This is a genomic window from Corynebacterium sp. HMSC064H12 (assembly GCF_001809925.1).
GTDB lineage: Bacteria > Actinomycetota > Actinomycetes > Mycobacteriales > Mycobacteriaceae > Corynebacterium > Corynebacterium jeikeium_D.
Map to the genome: position 1 here is coordinate 206,208 of NZ_KV799323.1, position 17,916 is coordinate 224,123.

17 protein-coding genes and 1 tRNA gene are annotated in these 17,916 nt (G+C 58.2%); 12 read left to right on the forward strand and 6 right to left on the reverse strand.

Going from position 1 to position 17,916, the window contains the following annotated elements:
• Nucleotides 1-95 precede the first annotated feature (95 nt).
• Together HMPREF2681_RS01525 and HMPREF2681_RS01530 are read left to right on the forward strand one after the other, a co-directional pair.
• Nucleotides 96-1,163 (forward strand): potassium channel family protein, encoded by a 1,068-nt coding sequence (locus HMPREF2681_RS01525; protein ID WP_016422233.1) that lies wholly within the window; start codon nt 96-98, stop codon nt 1,161-1,163.
• Nucleotides 1,164-1,282: 119 nt separating this feature from the next.
• A complete protein-coding gene (locus HMPREF2681_RS01530; RefSeq protein ID WP_070545807.1) occupies nt 1,283-3,352 on the forward strand; it encodes an ATP-dependent DNA helicase UvrD2 in 2,070 nt (689 codons plus the stop codon).
• A 26-nt stretch (nt 3,353-3,378) separates the two neighbouring features.
• Here the strand turns inward: HMPREF2681_RS01530 and HMPREF2681_RS01535 are convergent, their stop codons facing one another.
• A complete protein-coding gene (locus HMPREF2681_RS01535) occupies nt 3,379-4,314 on the reverse strand; it encodes a TOMM precursor leader peptide-binding protein (RefSeq protein ID WP_070545786.1) in 936 nt (311 codons plus the stop codon).
• Between the two features lie 68 nt (nt 4,315-4,382).
• On the opposite strand from HMPREF2681_RS01535, the gene HMPREF2681_RS01540 reads away from it, so the two are divergent.
• Nucleotides 4,383-4,913 carry a YgjP-like metallopeptidase domain-containing protein gene (locus tag HMPREF2681_RS01540; protein ID WP_016422236.1) on the forward strand — a complete coding sequence of 177 codons (531 nt, stop codon included), beginning with the start codon at nt 4,383-4,385 and terminating at the stop codon, nt 4,911-4,913.
• A gap of 4 nt (nt 4,914-4,917) precedes the next feature.
• Here HMPREF2681_RS01540 and HMPREF2681_RS01545 read toward each other — a convergent pair whose 3' ends face one another.
• The gene (locus HMPREF2681_RS01545; RefSeq protein WP_069359468.1) at nt 4,918-6,396 is read right to left on the reverse strand and encodes a zinc-dependent metalloprotease; all 1,479 of its coding nucleotides are present in this window, start codon (nt 6,394-6,396) and stop codon (nt 4,918-4,920) included.
• 139 nt (nt 6,397-6,535) lie between these two features.
• Between HMPREF2681_RS01545 and HMPREF2681_RS01550 the strand changes: the two genes are divergently transcribed.
• Nucleotides 6,536-7,609, forward strand: coding sequence for a YlbL family protein (locus HMPREF2681_RS01550; protein WP_048733327.1), 1,074 nt, complete (start codon nt 6,536-6,538; stop codon nt 7,607-7,609).
• Nucleotides 7,610-7,647: 38 nt separating this feature from the next.
• On the opposite strand, the gene HMPREF2681_RS01555 is transcribed toward HMPREF2681_RS01550, so the two are convergent.
• From HMPREF2681_RS01555 to HMPREF2681_RS01565, 3 genes are all read right to left on the reverse strand, one after another.
• Nucleotides 7,648-9,075 (reverse strand): alanine/glycine:cation symporter family protein, encoded by a 1,428-nt coding sequence (locus tag HMPREF2681_RS01555; RefSeq protein ID WP_048733326.1) that lies wholly within the window; start codon nt 9,073-9,075, stop codon nt 7,648-7,650.
• 69 nt (nt 9,076-9,144) lie between these two features.
• Nucleotides 9,145-9,570, reverse strand: coding sequence for a fluoride efflux transporter FluC (locus HMPREF2681_RS01560; RefSeq protein WP_049172850.1), 426 nt, complete (start codon nt 9,568-9,570; stop codon nt 9,145-9,147).
• Nucleotides 9,567-9,986 (reverse strand): fluoride efflux transporter FluC, encoded by a 420-nt coding sequence (locus HMPREF2681_RS01565; RefSeq protein WP_224784093.1) that lies wholly within the window; start codon nt 9,984-9,986, stop codon nt 9,567-9,569. The genes HMPREF2681_RS01560 and HMPREF2681_RS01565 overlap by 4 nt, the downstream gene beginning before the upstream one ends.
• Before the next feature lie 282 nt (nt 9,987-10,268).
• Between HMPREF2681_RS01565 and pgm the strand changes: the two genes are divergently transcribed.
• The 6 genes from pgm (at nt 10,269) to HMPREF2681_RS01595 (ending at nt 14,892) form a co-directional block, all read left to right on the forward strand.
• Nucleotides 10,269-11,924: a phosphoglucomutase (alpha-D-glucose-1,6-bisphosphate-dependent) gene (gene pgm, locus HMPREF2681_RS01570; RefSeq protein ID WP_048733320.1), complete on the forward strand. Its 1,656-nt coding sequence runs from the start codon at nt 10,269-10,271 to the stop codon at nt 11,922-11,924.
• A gap of 54 nt (nt 11,925-11,978) precedes the next feature.
• Nucleotides 11,979-12,419: a MauE/DoxX family redox-associated membrane protein gene (locus tag HMPREF2681_RS01575; protein ID WP_048733317.1), complete on the forward strand. Its 441-nt coding sequence runs from the start codon at nt 11,979-11,981 to the stop codon at nt 12,417-12,419.
• A gap of 144 nt (nt 12,420-12,563) precedes the next feature.
• The gene (locus HMPREF2681_RS01580; RefSeq protein WP_070429782.1) at nt 12,564-13,295 is read left to right on the forward strand and encodes a DsbA family protein; all 732 of its coding nucleotides are present in this window, start codon (nt 12,564-12,566) and stop codon (nt 13,293-13,295) included.
• A gap of 175 nt (nt 13,296-13,470) precedes the next feature.
• Nucleotides 13,471-13,546, forward strand: a tRNA-Ala gene (locus tag HMPREF2681_RS01585).
• Between the two features lie 135 nt (nt 13,547-13,681).
• Complete coding sequence (locus tag HMPREF2681_RS01590; RefSeq protein ID WP_070545787.1) at nt 13,682-14,116, forward strand: pyridoxamine 5'-phosphate oxidase family protein; 435 nt, start codon at nt 13,682-13,684, stop codon at nt 14,114-14,116.
• Between the two features lie 179 nt (nt 14,117-14,295).
• Nucleotides 14,296-14,892 carry a TetR/AcrR family transcriptional regulator gene (locus HMPREF2681_RS01595; protein WP_052317807.1) on the forward strand — a complete coding sequence of 199 codons (597 nt, stop codon included), beginning with the start codon at nt 14,296-14,298 and terminating at the stop codon, nt 14,890-14,892.
• A gap of 51 nt (nt 14,893-14,943) precedes the next feature.
• On the opposite strand, the gene nadE is transcribed toward HMPREF2681_RS01595, so the two are convergent.
• Nucleotides 14,944-15,795: an ammonia-dependent NAD(+) synthetase gene (nadE, locus tag HMPREF2681_RS01600; RefSeq protein WP_070545790.1), complete on the reverse strand. Its 852-nt coding sequence runs from the start codon at nt 15,793-15,795 to the stop codon at nt 14,944-14,946.
• Nucleotides 15,796-15,833: 38 nt separating this feature from the next.
• On the opposite strand from nadE, the gene HMPREF2681_RS01605 reads away from it, so the two are divergent.
• Both HMPREF2681_RS01605 and ykgO read left to right on the forward strand, forming a co-directional pair.
• Nucleotides 15,834-17,315, forward strand: a complete 1,482-nt coding sequence (locus tag HMPREF2681_RS01605) for a sugar porter family MFS transporter (protein ID WP_141744329.1) — start codon at nt 15,834-15,836, stop codon at nt 17,313-17,315.
• Nucleotides 17,316-17,566: 251 nt separating this feature from the next.
• Nucleotides 17,567-17,689: a type B 50S ribosomal protein L36 gene (gene ykgO / locus HMPREF2681_RS01610; RefSeq protein ID WP_005511141.1), complete on the forward strand. Its 123-nt coding sequence runs from the start codon at nt 17,567-17,569 to the stop codon at nt 17,687-17,689.
• Nucleotides 17,690-17,916 lie beyond the last annotated feature (227 nt).

Here is a 17,916-nt window from a genome sequence, read left to right on the forward strand (position 1 = left end):
CGCGTGGCCGTGGCCAGTTATCCAGGTGAAAGCAGCAGTTTGTATGCGCTATTTTTCACCGGGAGGAATTTTCATGAAAGGCAGGCGAGGAGCGGTTGCGTAATCCAATTCGGAAATCTTCGGGATACGAAACCGGGCTCAATGATCTTCCCGGGCATGCACTGCTGGGAGTCATTGGCCTGCCTGAGTCCGCGCCGAAGAATCCTTGGCGGCTAATCATACGTCGTTTGAACTACGCCGTATTTTTGCTGCTGATTGCATCCGTCGTGGTTTACTACGACCGCAACGGATATACGGAGCCTCTCACCTTCATCGATGCGGTGTATTACTCGGCTGTCAGCCTGTCGACGACGGGCTACGGTGACATCACGCCGGTGACACAGAGGGCTCGATTACTCAATATTTTGATCATTACGCCACTGCGTGTGGCCTTCCTTGCTCTCTTGGTCGGTACTACTCTGACCGTTTTGACCCAAGAATCTCGGAAAACCCTGCAAATTCAGCGCTGGAGGAGACAGTTGCGCAACCACACCGTCGTTATCGGATACGGCACCAAGGGTCGTTCTGCCATTGCAGCTCTTCTCGCGGACGGCGTAGATCCGGCAGAAATCGTTGTCATTGATACGGACAAGGAAGCACTCGACCACGCTTCGAATCAAGGCTTGGCGACGGTGCATGGGTCGGCTACTAAATCCGATGTGCTGAAGTTAGCTGGTATTCAGCGTGCCCGCTCTATAGTCGTTGCACCGAACAAAGATGACACAGCGGTGCTGGTCACGTTGTCGGTCCGTGAGTTGGCGCCGGGTGCCTCAATTGTGGCCTCGGTGCGTGAATCAGAAAACCGCCACTTGTTGACGCAGTCAGGTGCAGACCAAGTGGTTATTTCTTCTGAAACCGCCGGCCGAATGCTGGGGCTGGCCACGGTGACTCCTTCGGTGGTTGAGATGATGGAAGATCTCCTGAGCCCGGATGAAGGATTCTCTGTTGCAGAGAGGCTGGTCACCGAAGAGGAAATCGGTGCCAGCCCACGGCACCTCGCGGATATTGCACTCGGCGTGGTGCGCTCGGGTGAGCTGTACCGAATTGATTCACCGGAGTGTGAGTCGGTGGAGCCAGGCGACCGGCTGCTGTACGTCCGCCGTGTCTACAGCAATGACGAATAGCACTCGACCAGTTTAAAAATGGGGTCTAACAACTTTTGACTTACTCAGAGGCGGATGTGAACGAGCCGGATTATCTAGCTGGGCTGGATCCAGACCAGCGCGAGGCAGCAACGGCTCCGATGGGGCCGGTGTGCATTCTTGCTGGAGCCGGTACAGGTAAGACCCGAACAATTACTCATCGCATCAAGTACCTCATTGACCAGGGGTTTGTGCAGCCGCAGAAGGTATTAGCGGTGACATTTACCTCGCGTGCAGCAGGGGAGATGCGCGACCGCCTGGCAAAGATGGGAACGCCTGGAGTCCAGGCGCGTACTTTCCACTCGGCAGCTCTTCGCCAGCTGCGCTACTTCTGGCCCCAAGTCGCCGGTGATATGCCCTGGCAGCTGTTGGATGACAAGAAATTCCGTGTCGTCGCCCAAGCAGTACGCCGGGTGGGCCTGGACACCTCCAAGGAAACGATCCGCGATGTCATGGGCGAGATTGAGTGGGCGAAGGCCACTCTGGCCGGTGCGGATCAGTACCAGGTCGCGTTGCGGGAACATGGGCGCACGGCGCCTCTGTCTGCGGAAAAAATTGTCGATTGCTATCGCGCTTACGAGGACATAAAAACTACTCCTGACGGGCTATTGCTTGACTTCGACGACCTACTCATTCACACCGCCGGTGCGATGGAGAATTCCCGTGCAGTGGCGGAGGAATTCCGCAACCAGTATCGGTGCTTCGTCGTCGATGAGTACCAGGATGTCACCCCGTTACAGCAGCGAGTTCTCAACGCCTGGCTGGGAGACCGTGACAACCTCACAGTTGTCGGGGACGCCAACCAGACGATTTACTCCTTCACAGGTGCGACTCCGCAATACCTGATGAACTTCTCTCGGGACTACCCCGAAGCCACAGTGGTCCGCCTGCAGCGGGACTACCGATCGACCCCACAGGTCGTTGAGCTGGCCAACAATGTCATCGGCCGTGCACAGGGGCGTATCGCCGGCTCGCGGCTGAAGCTGATTGGACAGCGTCAAGACGGCCCGGAGCCGACTTTCAACCAGTACGACGATGAGCCGATGGAAGCTCGCGCGACCGCGCGCAGCATCAAGCGACTTATCGACGCGGGTACACCGGCATCGGAGATTGCCGTTTTGTACCGCATCAACGCACAGTCCGCAGTTTTTGAGCAGGCTTTGTCCGAGGTAGGAGTCGCCTACCAGGTTCGTGGCGGGGGCGGTTTCTACCAGCGTCCCGAGATCCGCGATGCCATCGCTGCACTTGTGCGAGTTTCCCGTTCCTCACGGACTGTTCCGACATTGCAGGGCACGAATCTATTGGATTTGGTCAAGCAGGTTTTCGCGGGTCTTGGCATGACTGACCAAGAGCCGGAAGGCGCTGGTGCCAGGGAACGTTGGCAGTCACTACGCGCCCTATTTGACCTGTGTAAAGACATCGTTCATGCCAACACCGAGGTCAATATCCAGGCGCTCCTCGGCCAATTGCACACTCGGCAGCAGGCCAAACATCCACCGACGCTGGATGGCGTGACGCTGGCTAGCCTGCATGCAGCCAAGGGGCTGGAGTGGGATGCGGTGTTCCTCGTTGGGCTTACCGACGGTTCGCTGCCTATCCAACATGCGCTGAATAAATTCGACCGTTCTCCTGCGCAGGGGGCGGAAGCCATCGAAGAAGAGCGCCGTCTGTTCTATGTCGGCATTACTCGAGCCCGCGAACATCTGGAGCTATCTTGGTCATTGTCGCGGACAGAAGGCGGCCGCAGGTCACGTCGCCGCACACGATTCCTCGATGAACTCGACATTGATGTCTCTGACTACTCGGCTGAGGCACAGCGAAGCTCAAGGAGCTCTAGTTCCCGCAGTAAGCGTCAGCAGTCCAAACAGTGCAAGGGCTGTACTAAGCCATTGCACACCGATGCCGAGCGGATTTCAGGGCGTTGTGAAGAGTGCCCAGTCAGTGCGGATCCTGCACTACTGGAAGCATTGCGTGCATGGCGCTTGGAAATGTCGAGGGAAATGACGGTCCCCGCATTCGTAATCTTCTCCGATGCGACCCTTCTGGCCATCGGTGAGCAGCAGCCGACTACGCCGGAGGAACTTCTGCAGATTCCCGGAATTGGAGAAGCGAAGCTCAATCATTTCGGCGAAGGCATCTTGGGAATCGTCAATTCTTTCGTGAATTCCTAGTCAGATTCTGCTCAAGGCACTTCGAATTACATGAACTGCATCTGCGAGTTTCCATGACCACACACTGGGCACTGCGGGTGGGGAGCAACAGTAGTGCGAGTGATATCGAGGCTTTCCAGATCTATGCGCACCTCCGTTGCACATAGATCTGAGAGATCCGGCCGCCGCAGCTGCCCAACCAACAGTGGCACCGCTGTGTTCAGCCATTCCGGTGCGGCCACGGGCGTAAAAGTGCGAAGCTGTAGCGCAATCAGTGCCCGGACGGGGTCGCGGTCTCGTCGATAAGCTTCGAAACACATCGAGCAGGGTCCTTGACCTGGTTGAACAAGTGGCCCAAGAATCAGTGCCCCATCGCGGAAATGCGTGTGCAGATGCTCAATTCCACGATGAAACAGAGCGCGAACCAAGGGCATGCTCGGTACTTCCATGCCCGTGACCACCGCGAGCCCGATCTCTTCCGGTGTGGATTGAGATATTTTCAGCGTCGCATTGCGGGTGGGCGACATTGCCGTCGTCCAACTACCACAACCCGTGCGACGAAGCTCCTTTAAAAGTCCGGTGCGCAAGCTGTCCCGACCAATCAGCGTAATCCTCCGCCGTGTCGGTGGTTTTTGGACCAGCGCGGCTCGGTGAAGGTCGGAGATAAGTGCGGTAATGAACTGCGGTGACAGTTTGTCGTGACTGTCAGTAAAGGCCTCGCTTAAGGTGCTACCTCTATGAGCTGCAAGAAGCGCCGAGAAGACAGGCCCCGGCGGGGTGCCGTCGGAAAGCGGCAGAATCATGCTGCGCTCCGGTTCCACGCCGAACTGAATCCGCGCGCCTGGGCGCATGACAATCGGTACCTCCGGCCGCAGTGCGTAGTCCGTGGCAGGCGCGGCAAGTGTTTGTGCAGCGGGTGCGTGCGAACCTATTACGCCAGCCGTACCATCCCGCCCCCGAGACGTATCCCTGTATTCCCCCATAAAAATATCTTTTACCCCGGGGCCAGCTTTTACGCAATCGCAGCGCAGAGCATATACGCTTAAAAAGCATGAGCACCAAGCGACCTGAGTACGGCCCGGATGTTGAGGTTCGGCGCTCGAAGCGCCGCCGCCGTACTGTGTCCGCCCGCGCGGAGGGAAACCGGATCATTGTCATGGTTCCGGACGATCTCAGCGCCGCTGCGGAAAAACAGCAGGTCAATGAAATTGTTGCGCGAGTGCGGAAGAAAGTTGGCAGCAACCTGGATAATTCCGAGCTGGAGCGCCGCGCACGGCTGCTCTCTCGTACGGTGCTGGAAGATCGCCCGCGGTTCGAGTCAATCAAATGGGTCAAGAACATGTCGCGCAGGTGGGCATCCGTCACCGGCGGTGTCGATAGTCCTGGGCGCATTCGCATTTCGCACAGGCTTGCCGACGTCCCGGGGTACGTCCTCGACGATGTCATTGTGCACGAACTGGTGCACACTTTCGTCGACGGTGGTCATACCGAAGAGTTCTGGTATTGGGCGGCAAAAGCCCCGTACCACGAACGGGCACGGGGCTATTTAGAGGCGTATCAACGCTGGGGAACCCAGAGCTAACTCGCTACTTATCGTCGTCGGCGTCACTGTCGTTGCCCTCAGCCGCGCGCTTTTCGGCCTCTTTGCGCAGCTGCTCTTCAAGCTCTGCGATCGGGTCGAAGTCATCGTTTTCCGAGCCGCCAAGGACCGAATCAATAAAGGCCGCGGGTTCATCCAAATCCTCTGCCACGGGCAGGAAGTCCGGGTGATCCCAGACCTTGTCGCGTCGCTCGATGCCCACAGCGGTGGTCAGACGGTGCCACAAGTTGGTTGCCTCACGCACCTTGGGGGATCCGAGGTCAATGCCGGTGGCTTTCTCCAGCGCCTGTTCAGCACCTTCGGTGGCGCGGCGACGACGCCAGGCTTCATCCAGCTGTGCGGCACCCGATAGACGCTCACCGAGGGCATCGGTGACAACCATGTCCACCCATCCCTCGACCAGTGCTAGCAGCGTCTGGAAACGAGTACGAGCATTCTCGTTACGAGAACGAATCTTCGGGCTCAGATCCATATTCTGCAGCTCGCTCATAGCCTCCTGCATACGCTGCGGATCCTGCATGTTCTCAATATCCAGACCGCGGGCGGCCTCTTCAATCGCCGAGTAATCGATGACGATGCCGGCAGCGTATTCCTCGACAGAGGAAATCATGCGTTCAGCCAGCCATGGCACGCGGTCGAAGAGACGTTGGTGGGCAGCTTCGCGGGCAGTGGCGTAGATAAACAGATCGCGCGCTGGAACCTCGAGTTCCTCCGCGAGAGCGACGAGATGCGTTGGCAGCAGTACCGCCGCACCAGTGGTGTGTAGCGGCAGCCCGAGGTCAGAACCAGTCAGGCTCGTCTGTGCCAACTCCGCCAGCGCATTTCCTAGCTGAGTACCGAAACTCATCGAGTTCATCTGGCGCATGATGCCCAGCATCGGCCCCATCATCTCGCGAGCTTCCTCTGGAACACCCTCGAGGGAGGCATCACTCATGCGGCTGGCGACGGGATCGACAAGGCGAGTCCATGTCGACTTGGTGTTCTCCAACCACTGCAGGCTATTCCACGCTTCTACGCGGTTGACACCAGCCGGCAGGGAGGTGACGTCATCTAGCCACAGTTCGGCCAGGCGCAGGGAATCAGTCAGCGCCTCGCGGGCCGAGTCCTTCACCGGAGCCGGGTTACCAAGACGGGTCCGCGCAACGCGCTCGGCCGCGTCGTAGTTGACAGGGCCAGAGTTAGACTCCTGGAATCGCTGCCCCATGCCGGAGAACATCTCGCCGAACTGGTTGAGAATATCGCCCAAGTTCGGCTGGTCCCCCTTGCCGGAGGCGCCGCTGCCGGGCTGCCCGGGGCCGCCGAAACCGAAGCCACCGGCGCCGCCCATGCCACCGAAGGGAAACCCGAAGAAACCGAAAGGACCGCCCTGGCCGCCCTGACCGCCCTGACCGGAGTCATTGTTGCCAGCGTCGTCGCGATCGTCATCATTGTCGTTCGGACCAAAGCCAAATCCGTTAGAACTCATGCTCCCACCGTACCGGGCAATGACCCGCGTGAGTACTTAAAAGCACCACTTTATTGGCAACTTCGCGCCCAGCGAACAGACACGGACAAGATTCATCAGGTGTCCAGTAGGCAGATAGCGAGAATGTAGGGTGTTATTTGTGAATCGTCGTACCCAAACTCTTGTTGCGGGCGCTGTGCCCATCGCCGCGTTGGCAACTGTGCTCTCGCTGCCAACGCTGACAGTGCCCTATGCCGCGCAGGGGCCTGGCCCGGTCTTCGATGTTCTCAGCGATGTCGAGGGCAAGAGCATTATCTCGGTCAGTGGCAGTGCTGCGGACTCCGAACTCTCTAAGGGCACGCTGGATATGACAACCGTCGCAGTCAGACATAACCTGACATTGCCGCAGGTCATTGGCCTGTGGTTCGATCGTGACAACGATATCGTCCCCATTGAGGCGGTCTTCCCTCCGGGCCAGAGTCAGGACGAGGTGGAAGAGGAGAACAAGGCTGCATTCACCGAGTCAGAGGCCAACGCCACCTCCGCTGCGCTGGCACATCTCGGGTTGCCGATGGAAGTCACCGTCGCCTACACAGTGCCGGATAGTCCCGTCGATGGGCGACTGCATGAAGACGATGTGATTCTCGCCGTGGATGGGGTGGCCGTAAGCAAGCCTGAGCAAGTCAAGGCGATTATTGCCGGACGCAACCCGGGCGATACTGTCACGTTGAGGGTCAAGTCTGCGACCGTCGACAAGCAGAAGACTGCTAAGGGCGAGGACTCTGACCCCGAGAAAGCCGTCGATATTTCTGTGACACTGGCGGAAAATCCGCATCAGAAGAATGCCGCGCTGCTCGGCGTTGGGATGGGGGCGCAATCCGCGGACGACACCAAGGTTGAGTACCAGCTCAGCGGCATTGGAGGTCCGTCTGCGGGTCTCATGATGACGCTCGGAGTGATTGACAAGCTGAGTCCAGGCGATTTGACCGAGGGGCAGCACCTCGCTGGCACCGGCACTATTGACGCTGCCGGCAACGTGGGCGAAATCGGTGGCATTACACACAAAATCTCGGCCGCCCGAGATGAGGGCGCCGAGATGTTCTTCGTGCCGGAAGGCAATTGCGCAGAGGCTGTGACTGCCGACCGAGGCGATATGAAGTTGGTAAAGGTCTCTGTGCTTGACGACGCGCTTGCGGCAATCGAAAAGCCGGAGACCGCGCAGACCTGCTCGTAGTTTTTGTCGTAGTCCCTACGAGCAGCTGCTAGTTTCAGCTAGTTCTTGCTGAAGGCCTCGAAGTTTTGCTGAGACTGCCATTTATCAATCTCTGCCGCCGTTGCGCGCAACTGCGGGTCAAATTTGAGGTAGGCCTTTGTCTCGCGCGCAATGAGCCCGGACAGGACAATCAGACCGATGAGGTTCGGTAGCGCCATCAGGCCGTTGAGAGCCGAGGCGACGGACCAGACGGTTTCCAGATGAGTAACAGCGCCGACGAAGACTACGCAGGTGAAGACCGCACGGTAGAGACCGGTGCCGCGGCGACCGACCAGGGACTCGAATGCGCGCTCACCGTAGTAGGACCAGCCCAGCATGGTGGAGAATGCGAAGAAGACAACCGACAGCGTGACGATTGTGCCACCCCAGTGGCCAGGTAGACCGCGGGAGAATGCCTCAGCAGTCAGAGCGCCAGTGTCGACGTTGCCATCCTGCCAAACACCGGTGCTGATGATAACCAGGCCGGTGAAGGACACGACGATGATGGTGTCAATGAAGGTCTGAGTCATGGAGACCAGACCCTGACGAACCGGGTGAGTGGTCGATGCGGCGGCAGCGGCGATAGCACCGGAACCCAGGCCCGACTCGTTGGAGAACAGGCCGCGGGCAACACCCATCTGCAGGGCGAGAATGAGCGTGGAGCCTGCGAACCCACCAACGGCCGCGGTGCCGGTGAAAGCATCGGTGAAGATGAGCTTGAAGGTCTCGGGCAGCGCCGAGACATTGGCGACGAGCACCCACACGGCCGCACCGATGTAGAGCACAATCATCATCGGCACAAAGCCGGCGGTGATGCGGCCAATCGACTTAATGCCACCCATCAGCGCCGCACCTACCAGGATGAACATGATCATGCCGGAGAGCGTCGGATCGATGTCGAAGCTGTTTTCCAGGTTCGAGGCCACGGCATTGCCCTGGGTCAGGTTGCCGATACCAAACGCTGCCAGCGCAGCAAAGACGGCGAAGAGAATACCGAGCGTCTTACCAAAACCATTCGGGATGGCCTTGCGCAGGTAGTACTGCGGGCCACCGGACTGTTCGCCAGCTGCATCGACCTGACGGTACTTCACACCCAGGAATGCCTCGGAGTACTTCGATGCCATACCAAGCAGGCCGGTCACCCACATCCAGAACAGCGCACCGGGTCCACCCAGGCCGATCGCGGTAGCGACACCGACAATGTTGCCGACACCGACTGTTGCCGCGAGAGCCGTCGCAAGCGCCTGGTAGTTGGTGATATCTCCCTCGGCGTCTTCGTCGTTACGGTCGATGAGTCCGAGGCGCAGTGCCGGGCCGAGTTTGACCAGGTGAATTGCACCCAGGCGAATGGTCAAAATGATTCCGGTGCCGATCAGCGCGGGGATCAGGAGATACGGACTCCAAATAAAACTATCCGCCGCTGAGGCAAAATCGCTGAAGCTTTCCATGCTGTGGAACTTTACTGGTAGAAAGCCTAAATTCGATCATTAATTTCTCAGAAAATGATTATTGTGCTACTAATTCGCCACAAGTGGGGGTAAACACATTCCGACGAAAGCAAAAACTATTCCGCCAATCAGTGTGAGAGCAAGGTACCCACATGCCCTCCAAAAGTGTTGGTTCTTAAGGCGTACGATCTCTCCGGCGAGTGTGGACCACGTCGACAGGCCGCCGGCGAAGCCAATCATTACCGTCGCATAGGCCAGAGCAGGCGTCATGCCATTGCTTATCGACGTTCCCCGCGACCACACCACAGCAGCGACACCGGCGACGAAGCAGGCAATCATATTCGCGGTCCACGTTCCGGGTAGTTTGGAATCAGCCCACTTCACCGCAAGTTCGGCCAGCGCATAGCGCAGCGCTCCACCTACTGCCGCGCCAACTGCGATAGCGAGGATGGCAGAGAGTGCCGAGGAAAAAGAGCCGAGGAGATCGCCGGTCATTCCGCGACCTCCCGTGCGCACTTGGTGCCCAACCAGTAGGCGAGAGGGCAGCACAGCAGATGAATAAGTCCGACGCTCACAATCAGTACGACTGACGTGTCCGCTTGCACCAACAAGAGAATGACAAATGCGGAGAAAGTGGTGAAACCGCCACAAAAGCCAGTACCGCAGAAAGCGGAAAGCCGAGGATTAGCAAACGCGATACTGCTGACCAGGCCGAAGAGAAAGCAGCCCAACAAGTTGATGGCAGTGGTCGAAACTGCGCTAGTTCCCGAGCTCACAATCGCATCGATTGCCGCGCCGAGCAGAAAGCGACTTACCGCGCCAATAGCGGCACCGCCGGCGACAACCAGGGCCATGAGAACCTGCGCCCGTCCTGCTGATGGCAGTTTCGCAACGACAGATTCCTCATTCACGGTGAAAACGCTAGCACAGTGGCGAAAGGGGAGGTAGGCGCCGACAATTCGGAATCTTTCACCAGGAGGTGTTCCCGTCGGCACGCGACAATCTACCTACTGCACCCTATTGCAGGGGCGAGTTTGCCTTACCGAGTGGTTCTTGCCATGCGCGCTGACCCTAAAACGGGGACACTGGGGAAGAGGAAGCGCATTTAAGTCCGGTTTCCCCATTCCGGCCGGCTCGTCGGCGGTGAAATCGGTGGTTGCGCAGTTCGCCGATTCAGCAGGAGGATACCCACAATGGCTCATGAGCGCGCCGGGCAATTGGCCCAGCCATCCGACCTTATCGATGTCGCGGAACTGGTCACTGCTTACTACACAAAGCACCCGGACCCGAATAACCCCGACCAGAAGGTCGTCTTCGGTACTTCCGGTCACCGCGGTTCCTCCCTCGACGGCGCTTTCAACGAAGACCACATTCACGCCACTACTCAGGCAATCGTGGATTACCGCAAGGGCCAGGGCATTGAAGGTCCGCTCTACGTCGGTCGCGATACCCACGGCCTGTCCGAGCCGGCAATGATTTCCGCCCTCGAGGTGCTCACGGCCAACGGCATCACCGTGATGGTTGACGCTCAGGATCGCTACACGCCGACTCCGGCAGTCAGCCACGCGATTCTGACGTACAACCGCGACGTGGAGGGAGGTCCGACGGGGAGTAGCGCCGCGCGTGCCGACGGCATCGTGATTACCCCTTCCCACAATCCGCCACGGGATGGTGGTTTTAAGTACAACCCGCCGACCGGTGGTCCGGCGGACGCGGATGCGACGGACTGGATTGCAGCTCGTGCTAATGAATACTTGGCTAAGGGCCTGGATGGGGTTAAGCGCCAGCTGGTGGATAAGGCCGGAGACCTCGTCGTAAAGCACGACTACCTCAACGCATACGTGTCGGACCTGCCGAATGTTGTCAACCTCGACGCCATCCGTGATGCCGGCGTGCGTATCGGCGCCGACCCAATGGGTGGTGCGTCGGTGGATTACTGGGGCGCAATTGGCGATGCGCATAACCTAAACCTGACCGTGGTCAATCCGCTGGTTGATGCGACCTGGCGTTTTATGACGCTGGATACAGACGGCAAGATTCGTATGGACTGCTCCTCGCCGAATGCGATGGCGTCCCTGATTGGTAACCGCGATAAGTTCGACATCTCCACCGGCAATGACGCGGACTCCGATCGCCACGGAATTGTGACACCGGACGCGGGTCTGATGAACCCGAACCACTACCTGGCCGTTGCCATTGACTACCTCTTCGCGCACCGTCCGGGCTGGTCGCAGGAGACCGCGGTCGGTAAGACGCTGGTGTCTTCGTCGATGATTGACCGCGTCGTTGCCAATTTGGGCCGCAAGCTCGTGGAAGTTCCAGTCGGCTTCAAGTGGTTCGTCCCGGGTCTGCTCGGCGGCACCATCGGCTTCGGCGGTGAAGAATCCGCTGGTGCATCGTTCCTGCGTCACGACGGAACTGTGTGGTCTACCGATAAGGACGGCATCATCCTGGACCTCCTGGCCAGCGAGATCAAGGCTGTGACCGAGAAGACTCCATCGCAGCTCTACGCAGAACTCGCCGATAAGTACGGTGCCCCGGCTTACGCCCGCACCGATGCGGACGCAACCCGTGAGCAGAAGGCAATCCTGAAGAAGCTCTCGCCGGAGCAGGTCAAGGCCGACACCCTGGCAGGGGAGACCATTACAGCCAAACTGACTGAAGCACCGGGCAACGGCGCTGCGATTGGTGGCCTCAAGGTGGTTACGGAGAACGCTTGGTTCGCGGCGCGTCCGTCGGGCACTGAAGATAAGTACAAGATCTACGCGGAGTCCTTCAAAGGCGCGGATCACCTGGCACAGGTTCAGGCTGAGGCGCAGGACGTGGTCTCGGCAGTCCTGAACGGGTAATCGGTAACCATTGGGCTAGCTGTAAACAGTTAGCCTGTACTAACATTTCTGTGTATGAAGAATTTCGTAGGCGTGGTGGCACGATTCGGCCTGGCTGCAGTTTGGTTGTACTCGGGTCTTATCAAACTGCTGAACCCGCTGGAATCGCGTCAGGCAGTTCAAGCTTATGAGCTGCTGCCGAGCGATTTGGTGCCGATGGTAGCGGTTGCGCTGCCCGCTTTCGAAGTCATCCTTGGACTCCTGCTGGTATTGGGGCTTTTCCTGCGCCCGGTAGCGGTGTTGTCTGGCGCGCTCTTGCTGGTGTTTATCGGCGGCATTATCTCGGCGTGGGCGCGCGGCCTGCAGATTGACTGCGGTTGCTTTGGTGGCGGTGGCTACGACGAGAACGCTGACGCGGTTTCATATCTAAAGTCAATCGCCCGAGACATCGGTTTTCTGGCCTTGGCTGTATTTGTGTACGTGTGGCCGTGGAAGAAGTTTGCCATTTACGCCTAGTCCGCTGGCTAGAGGGGAAGCCTAGGGGATAGGCCAGGGGAATGGGGCAAGGTGATGGGGCCTAGCGATGCGGCCTAACAACCATTTCCGTTTTCTCAGGCGCAATTGTGTCATTGGCAAGAAAACACCGCTATCGTAAGCGGTGTGAGTCAGAAGATTAAGAATCCAAATGAAAAGGGCAGTGGCTTCGTCGTCGGCCTGATTGCTCTTCTTGCTGTCGTTGCAGTTGTTATTGGTGGCGTTATCTACATCGGCCGGTCGCAGCCGATTGAGGGACTGCCAGATGAGGACGTCGACTTCTCCGTCGCACTCGACGGCGATGTCATCCGACTGAGCAAGGACGGCGCCGAAGGGGCTAAAACAGCCACGATTTTTGAGGACTACTCGTGCCACTACTGTGCTCAGATGAGCGAAGAGGGCCACGATGATGAGCTCAAGGCGCTAAACGACGGCAAGCTTGTCGCTGAATACCGCACGCTGAACTTCCTGGATGGTCAGGAGAAGGAGCAGCGTGACGGTCACTCCACTCGCGTCTTCGCGGTTGCCCGCAAGATTGCTGAGACCGGTGATGCTCGCGCATATTGGAACTTCCGCACGATGATGATGGCTGACCAGCAGAACTCTGTCACGTGGAGCGATGATGAGTTGGCTGACCGTCTGGAGCAGCTCGGTGTTGCTGACGAAATTGTCAGCGAAGTCCGTTCCGGCATCGACACCACCGAGGCTAAGGCAAGCGCAAATGCCAACTTCGATGACCTTGAGAAGCGCTTGGGCAAGGTTTCCTCACCGCACGTCTTTGTCGATGGCAAGGATATTCTGGAGAACATTTCCGGTGATGGCGGACTGGGGCAGTGGGTCAAGGTGGCCCTGCGCTAGGTTCCGTGCACGCTCACACGATTCATCTTCAGTTCATGTTCGGCAGATCCACTCTGGGGCACTCGGCGAATACGTAAAAGAGTGTTCTACATGCGGATTTGGTGATACATGACAGTGCCATGTAGCCTTTGAGGAGTCCACAGCGGAGGGTGAAAGCCACTTCGATGTTGATTCTGGGGCTATGGCGCAGCTGGTAGCGCACCACACTGGCAGTGTGGGGGTCACGGGTTCGAGTCCCGTTAGCTCCACCAGTAGAAAAACCCTCGGTCGTTATGACCGGGGGTTTTCTTGTATCTGCCCCTGGGTAGTGTGCTCGCCGTTTACCTCAATGATTGGTAATCCGTATGGCTGTAGCAACTTTGTCTGAACGGTGGAATACTGGGGGTATGGCACACAACGACTCCGTTATTCAGAAACTGTCCACCGAAGAATCCCTTGAGCTGCTGGCTACGCAGACTTTTGGGCGACTGGTTGTTCGTCGTAAAGACGATATGGATCTTTTCCCACTGAACTACGTCGTTCATGAGGGGAACATTTACTTCCGCACTGCCGAGGGGTCGAAGCTCTTTACTGTTTCTCTGAACCACGATGTTCTTTTTGAGGCCGACTTTGTTGACAAGGATGCTCAGAAGGCCTGGTCGGTCATCGTAAAGGGTGACGCAGAGGTTCTCACCTCCCGCGCGGATATTAACGCTGCAGATGAGCTGCCGCTGAAGCCCTGGCTGCCGACGTTAAAGTACAACTACGTGCGCATTACCCCGAACGATGTTTCGGGTCGCCATTTCCACCTCGGGGAGGAGCCGAATCGCTACGAAGTGTAGCGGTGGCATACGGCACTTTTGCTTTACGACGGTGGGGGCTCCGTCGTGAAGCAAAGCTTGTAGCGTGCAAAGGCAGCTTTTAGTGACTGAGCACCGCCGTTAGCTGTTTTTTAAAAAATTGTTGGGTTAAATTACCCAAAAGCGCCCTAAGTGAGATTCAACGCGTTACAGTCGCAAATGTGACGTGCACCATAGAATCGACCGATGGGGTGCCAGCGCAGCCCGATGTGCGCAGGCAGTCCCCACGTATGCAGAAGATCGTAGATGAAGCGCGCGCGATGCTGCGCGAATCGGGCTGGAGTGCTATCAGCATGCGCCGCCTAGCGGCGCGGCTCGATGTGAAGGCGCCATCGCTGTACAAGCACATCAGCGGCAAAGAAGAGCTCCTTCAGCTGCTGCTGACCGAGAGCCTCGAGAATCTGGGCAAGCGTATTCACGCTGCCATTGATGAGGAATGCACTTCGGCGTCTCTGCTGCAGGCGTACCGCCAGGCAGTTCTCGACGATCCGCATGGTTACCGGCTGATGAGTCGCACTAATTTCGTGAATGTCGTCTCGCCTTCGTCGTTGGATGCCTGGATTCGTGATGCATTCATTAAGGTTGCCGGCGATGAGCCTAAGGGATTGGCCATGTGGGCGTTCGCCCACGGTTTGGTGACCGCCGAGCTCGTCCAGGATGGTTCACCTGCGCTGGAACCCAGCGCCGAAGCCGGTGTGGCAGACAGCTTGGCCGCAGTTGGGGCTATTTGGGACGCTGGCGCGGAGGCCTTCTCTTAAGGGGTTTGCTGCTCTGTCCGGGACGCTGGATCGGTGGCCCGGGGCAGTAGCCTAGCGCCACCAGGAATCGGCCGGTCCGGGAGGGACGGCTCGCTTGTGCCGGGAAATGGAGTAGAGATACTCGATTCGCGCGGCATCCTCATCTGAGACGGCCTTGCCTTCGAGGTAGTCGTCGATGGCGGTATAGGTCACCCCGAGTGCAACTTCGTCGGGAAGCGCAGGGCGATCTTCTTCCAGGTCGGCCGTCGGCACCTTCTCCCACGTACTGGCTGGTGCGCCGAGGTGACGGAGTAAGGCCGCGCCCTGGCGCTTGCTCAGCCCCTGCAGCGGAACGAGGTCGCAGGCGCCGTCGCCGTGCTTGGTGTAGAAGCCGGTGACAGCCTCCGCGGCGTGATCTGTGCCGATGACCAAAGCGCCGTCAACACCCGCCACTGCGTACTGGGCAATCATGCGCATGCGGGCCTTAATATTTCCCTTGTTGAAGTCGCTGATAGCGCTGCCGGCCAGGGCATCGGTGACCTGGGCGGTCATCGCGGCGGTGGCCGGTTCGATATCGATAGTTAGCCTTTGGTCAGGTTGAATGAATTGCAGTGCCACCTGTGCGTCGTCCTCATCGGCCTGCACGCCGTGGGGGAGGCGAATGGCAATGAAGGTGGCGTCCTCGCCGCCGTCGCGAAGCTTTTCGACGGCCAACTGCGCTAGACGTCCGGCTAGCGTGGAATCTTGACCGCCGGAAATTCCGAGCACGAATCCCTTGGCGTGCGCGGCGCGGAAATAATCGCAGAGAAAATCGACTCGGCGGCTGATTTCCTCGGCGGCATTGATGGTGGGCTGGACGTGGAGGTCGTTAATAATCTCCGACTGGAGGGGGTGTGGGAAATCCTGTGTGCCTACTGGTGTCATGAGCCTCACTCTACCGCTAGTTCAGGACGGGAAAAGGGATGATTTTCCTGCCAGAAGAGTGCCAAAACTCTCATCTTTATCGAGTAAGTGCTGTTCGGATAGGGGGTCTTTGGCCGGACGGTGGCAAGATTTCCAGCGTGAGTACAACCGAACAGAATAAGACTGGACCGAACCGGGAAACCACCACAACTCGGTCGATAGCCGTGGCTATCATCGCCGCTCTGGGCGGCCTCCTCTTTGGTTACGACACCGGTGTCATCTCGGGCGCGCTGCTGTATATCCAGCGCTCTTTTGAGCTGACTCCAGGACAGGAGTCCACTGTCACCGCCATGCTCTTGGTCGGTGCGGCTATCGGTGCGTTCCTGGGCGGTCGCGTAGCGGACTCCCTGGGGCGCCGTGGCACCATCCTGCTCGGAGCGGTCGGCTTCATCATCGGCAGTATCTGGTGTGCTTTCGCTACTAGTGCGTTTTCGCTGGGTGCTGCGCGTACTTTGCTCGGCGTCTGTATCGGTGGTGTTTCCATCGTCGTACCGATGTACATCTCCGAAATGGCACCACCGCATGTGCGTGGACGCCTGGTCAGCCTGAACTCGCTGATGATCGTGATTGGTCAGCTGGTGGCGTTCCTCACCAACTCCGCCCTAGCCTCCTCCGGTAACTGGCGACTCATGCTTGGACTCGGCGCTGTCCCCGGCATCGTGCTGCTCATCGGCATGCTGGTTCTGCCGGACACTCCGGCCTACCTCGTCCGTCGAGGACAGGAGGGCAAGGCGCTGGCCGTGCTGCGTCAGATGCAGGGAGATGAGGCGACCCTGGCTGAGGTTGCCGTTGATGAGGCGTCGTCAAGCGCCGATCAGCGTGCAGCCGAGCGCCTTGCCGTGAAAACCCCGTGGGTGCGACGCACCGTCATTATTGCGATGCTCATTGGTGTGACGCAACAGGTCACGGGCGCGAACGCGATTATGTATTTCGCGCCGACGATGATGAACAAGGTTGGCTTGTCGACGGAAAGCTCTGTCTATACCTCCATCATCATCGGTATCGCCTCGGTGATTTCGTGTGCAATTGGTATGAGCATCATTGACCGCGTTGGTCGTCGGCGAATGCTGATTATCGGTTTGGTGGGCTGTGCAAGCTCGCTGCTCGTGCTGGCGCCCGTCTATGGTTTGTCGAGTAACTCTTCGACGGGTGCCATGATGTCGCTTCTGCTGATGACCGTATTTATCGTGTTTCAGCAGGCGGCTGTGTCGGTGGCGACCTGGCTCCTGATTTCCGAGATCATCCCGACAGAGGCTCGTGGCCTGGGTATGGGGCTGGCAGGGCTCGCGCTATGGGTTGCGAATTGGTTTGTGGCGCAGGCTTTTCTTCCGATGGTGGATGCTGTCGGTGGTGCGTGGTCGTTCTTCTTCTTTGCCATTACGGGCGCAATTGCGCTGGTATTCACCATCAAGGCGGTGCCGGAGACCTCAGGTAAGACGCTTGCCGAGGTCCGCGAGTACATGATTGCCGCTGCCAAGTAGAGAAGTGGAAGCAGTTGCAACGTGGGGAGTCGCGATCTTGGGGTTGCCCGTCAAAGAACATGTTTCCCCCGGATTTTTGGAGTTATTCCGCTTATTAGGTAGTATGGCAACTCGTGTCGTAACGCATCCTCTTTGATATTTCTTCGGATTATCAGGAAGGGTGCGTTGCCAGGCAGTCACTGGGGTGATTGTCCGGGGAGAGTGCAGTGTGCACATTCCCGTTTCGGAGCCGAGTAGAAAGGAGCGCCCGAATGAAGGTCCGCAAGTCCCTTCGGTCGCTGAAGAACAAGCCGGGCGCTCAGGTCGTGCGCCGTCGTGGCAAGGTCTACGTGATCAACAAGAAGGAGCCGCGCTTCAAGGCCCGTCAGGGCTAAGCCTTATTTAGGCTAGCGCGAAGCAAATAGCTTCCTCATTTATTGCCAAAACCGCAATCTGAAGTCGCAGTTTTACTGTGGCCAAAGGTTGCGGTTTTTGGTTTTTGGAGGAGGTAGGTTCAGGCGGTGACAGCGTTTATGGCTGGGGGCGGTGGGGCGATGGAAGTTACTGACTGCGTTTATGTCAAAATTGGCCCGGTAGGTTCAGGCGGTGAATGCATCACCAC